Origin of the sequence: Streptococcus sp. HMSC067H01, assembly GCF_001814775.1 — a bacterium.
Lineage (GTDB): Bacteria > Bacillota > Bacilli > Lactobacillales > Streptococcaceae > Streptococcus.
The window spans coordinates 18,620-23,030 of the sequence record NZ_KV817797.1; the positions used below are offsets into that span (position 1 = coordinate 18,620).

The 4,411-nt window shown below is 39.9% G+C and carries 2 protein-coding genes; both read left to right on the forward strand.

Annotated elements, in window-relative coordinates:
* Positions 1 to 575: SIALI-17 repeat-containing surface protein (locus HMPREF2987_RS05885; protein ID WP_142995371.1), on the forward strand; the 575-nt coding region annotated here is incomplete at its 5' end.
* A gap of 673 nt (positions 576 to 1,248) precedes the next feature.
* Positions 1,249 to 4,411: accessory Sec-dependent serine-rich glycoprotein adhesin (locus HMPREF2987_RS05890; RefSeq protein WP_075229739.1), on the forward strand; the 3,163-nt coding region annotated here is incomplete at its 3' end.

Below are 4,411 nucleotides of genomic sequence, written 5' to 3' on the forward strand. Positions count from 1 at the left end.
CTATCAACGAGGTACCAGAGTTTACTGGTGGCGTAAATGGTGCAGAAGCAGCTATTCGTGGAGAAGCCCCAGAGTTTACTGGTAATGTCAATGGTGCAGAAGCGGCTATCAACGAGGTACCAGAGTTTACTGGTGGCGTCAATGGCGCAGAAGCAGCTATTCGTGGAGAAGATCCAGAGTTTACTGGTGGCGTAAATGGCGCAGAAGCAGCTATTCGTGGAGAAGATCCAGAGTTTACTGGTGGCGTAAATGGCGCAGAAGCGGCTATCAACGAGGTACCAGAGTTTACTGGCGGAGTAAATGGCGCAGAAGCAACTGTTCAAGCAGAAGTACCAGAGTTCACAGGTGGTGTCAATGGAGCAGAGGCGGCTGTCCATGAACTCCCAGAATACAAAGATGAACAGTCTCTTGTAGCTCCTGCAAGCTCACACGACAATAGCTATCAAGCGCCTGCAAATCGTCAACATAGTCTCCCAGAGACAGGAACTAAAGAAACGGCTACACTGGCAACCTTAGGTGCTGTTGGAGCGATTCTTGGACTGGCTGCAATGGGAAAGAAAAAAGACGAAGAATAAAATCTTTAGGACTCGAAAGTACTTTTGAGGAAGTTTAGATTTTGTTAGAACTTATCGCGATAGTAGCATTGTTTAGATAAACTGCTATAACATCTATCTAACATTTAGAGATTGGACCAAGAAGCTAATCTCAACTAGAAAAAGCGGACAAAACTAGTTTTCTGATGAACAGAAGCTGGTCTTGTTCGCTTTTTTGGCTTTTCGTCAATTATGATGAGCTAGAATTTTGTCAAGATTGAGAGGGCTAGACATTTGCTTCTTAGTGATGTAGGTAATTTTCACATGGGTGTAAATCTTCTAGAAAGCTTAAACTCAATCTGCTGATTTTTGAGAGCAAACAAACTATTCCCAGACTGCTAGTTATGCATGTTTAAGCTTTTAAAACAGATTCTAGAAGGCTTGGATTACATCTTCTACTATACTATCCAGTTTGCTTTTTGCAGTTCACGTTTATGCTTGATATAGTATGGAATATGTCCTTAGAAGAGTGATTATCTTTGTACACAAGTGTCCTCTTTTACAATTTTTCATGACTTTAAAAAATCATTATTTTACAGCTTTTGTGCCGAACTTCTCCTTTTTATAGTATTTAAGTGATTTACGGTCAAATTGCTTGCTATTGTATACTAATCATGTATAATAAAATTGAATAATAATAAAAAAGGAGACTGCAATGTTTTTTAAACGTTCAAACGGTGAATTCCGTGAAACCGATCGAGTGACTCGGTTCAAATTGATTAAGTCGGGTAAGAATTGGTTGCGCGCATCTACTTCGAACTTTGGGCTTCTAAAAGTGATTCGTGGTCAAGTCGAAGAGACTATTGTAGCCGAAGTGCATGAAGATGCGGTGTCAGAAAAGGGACTGACAAGTCGAGGATTCTTAAAAGGGATCGTCGTGGCCGCCGCTGTTCTTAGTGCGACATCACTTGTACATACTGGTCATGCAGATGAACAAGGAAAAGATGCAACTACTGCGTCAGCTTTGGTTAGTGCACCTGCAGTTACAACAGAGTCGAAATCATTGAGTGAGCAAGGTTCTACGGACCAATCAGCAACTCTAAATGAATCTGCTACTGAAACAAAAGAAGATACAGTGGTTTCATCTGAACTAGTTGAAGATGCTCCTGTGTCTGAAGACAAAGCAATCTTGGAACAAAATGCTTCTGAAGCAGCTTTGTTGATTAACATCGCTGAAAAATACGCATCAAACCATCAAGATGCAGATCAAAAAGCAGCGATCCATGCAGCTGTTGCTAAGGTTCAATCAGAATTGTCTGCAAGCACCGATTTGGCCAATACAACTGCTCAAACTTATGCAGATCAACGTGCACGTTTGAGCAAGTCAGTGGATGAGCTGATGGCAGTCTTAACAGTGGCAGGTTTTGAAGGAAACACTACTGTTAATGGAGCACCAGCAGTTTATGCACAGTTGGCACCAATCTCAACTGAAGGTAACGGGTCTGTAGCTACTTCTCCAGTTATCTCTGAACCAAACGGTGCAACTATTGAGGATGCGGCCTTTAACAAAGCAGGTTACTCTTTGGATCCAAATGCTGACCGTTACACATTTGGTGTATGGCAATTCCTTAAAACGGATCAATCAACTGGCAAAAAAACCTATTTTGATTACTACGCAACACTTTCAGTAGATCGTTCAGCGATTAAAGGTAATCTTTTAGAGAAGCCTGATGTTTACTTGCGTATCATCAAGAAGTCTGATGGTTCTGAAGCCTTCACTCGTACTATCAAAGCTGGTGAAAGCAATATCTCGCTTCCAGGTTACATCACAGATAACAATACTGATGTTACAAATACATTGACTTATACAGGTGCTAACGGAACTGATCCTGGTAATGTGACATTCTCATTCGTTAATCCAAATCTTGAGTATGAAACACTTCAAATTCGCGATACCAACTTCCCAGGTAACGAAAACGAAGATAAACCAAATATTCAAACTTCTGTTCCATATGCAACGGTAAATCAAACAACTCACTATAAAGTAGTTGATAGTAGCAAGTACACAGAAGGAAAATTATATACACCTACTGGAAATGAAACAGATCTTGCATCTTACACTCAGACAGGTCTTGCGGGTCAACAATTTACAGCTTCAAACAACCGTGATATCCCTGGTTACAAGCATGTAGCTGCTACAACAGATTCTACTCAAAAAACGTCTGGTATCCTTGGTAAAGGTGTTGTAGGTCAAAAACTTGTCGAACTTCAAGGTGGAGCAAATCACTATTATGTGAAACGTATATCTGAAATCGTTGATACAGAAGGGTCAACTGTAACTAAATTCTACGCTCTTGATCCGTCTCAAGTTAATAACTTTGCTACATCTGATATTGGTACAGAAGATGTATCGAAATACACACTCATTTACACTAGTAAAGTCAATAAGGCTGGTGAAGAGTGGAAGGCTGACGAGACAAAAGTTACAAAAGTAAACAGTAAAAATGGTGACTACTATCTTGAAGTCAACGAAACTGCTGGAAGCAAATCACTCATTATTACTGGTTGGTCGTCTCCTACTGAGACAGATACTTATAAACAAATGGACGGAACTTTGCACACTTATCCACGTCCATTCAAAGGTGCTCCAAATCCTACATTGACACCTGCTGGATCAGGTAATAACAGTTACAATGTCATTGCTGGTAAAGTTCCAGAAATCCAAGCAGAAGGATCTGTTGCCAATGACCCAACTGCTCCAAATGGTAAAGTGTACACCAAATTGAAAGGGTATGCTTCATTCTCGAATAACTATTCAATTCCAAGTAACCTTAAACCATCTACTGATGTAAACTACTACTTTGTCAAGTCTGATGTTAAAGGTAATGTCTATGTTCATTATAAAGATACAGAAGGCAAGACTATTAAACCAGATGTAACTGATGAAAAAGACCAACCAGTTAATAAGGCCTACGATACAGTTGTAGACAATCGTCCGAATGAGATTACATTCGAAGGTAAGACTTACGAGTTAGTTCCAGCTGGTAACTACACAGTAGGTGAAGTTGATGACCAAGGTCACCTTAAGTCATCAGACCCAACAACAGGTGTAGTTGCTAAAGAGGATAAGAATGTAACCTACATCTACAAACTTAAAGTAGGTGAAGTAGTTATCACTTATGTGGATGAGAAGGGTAAAGAGATTCAAAAACCTCGCCAAGATACACCAAATTCACCATATGAAACACCATATGACACAACTGAGGAAGGTGAAAAACCTAACTTCATCAAGGCAGAAGATGGTAAGACCTATAAGATCGTACCGAAGGGTGACTATCCAGTAGGTAAAGTTGATGAAAATGGTCACCTTGAATCATCAGACCCAGTTACAGGTAAGGTTACTAAACCAAAATCAACTATCACTTATGTTTATAAAGAAGTGAATGGTAATGTCTATGTACACTACGTTGATACAGAAGGCAAGAAAATCAAGGAAGATGTTACTGACGAAAAAGCTCAACCAGTAGACAAAGACTACGACACAGTTGTAGACAACCGTCCACAAGAGATTGAATTCGAAGGTAATACTTACGAATTGGTTCCAGCTGGTAAGTACACAGCCGGTGAAGTAGATGATAAAGGTCACTTGAAGTCAACAGACCCAACAACTGGTAAGGTTATCGAAGGCGATAAGAATGTAACCTATGTTTACAAACTTAAAGAAAAGCCAAAAGGTGAAGTTATTATCACTTATGTGGATGAGAAGGGTAAAGAGATTCAAAAACCTCGTCAAGACACACCAAACTCACCATATGATACACCATATGACACAACTGAGGAAGGCGAAAAACCTAACTTCATCAAGGCAGAAGATGGTA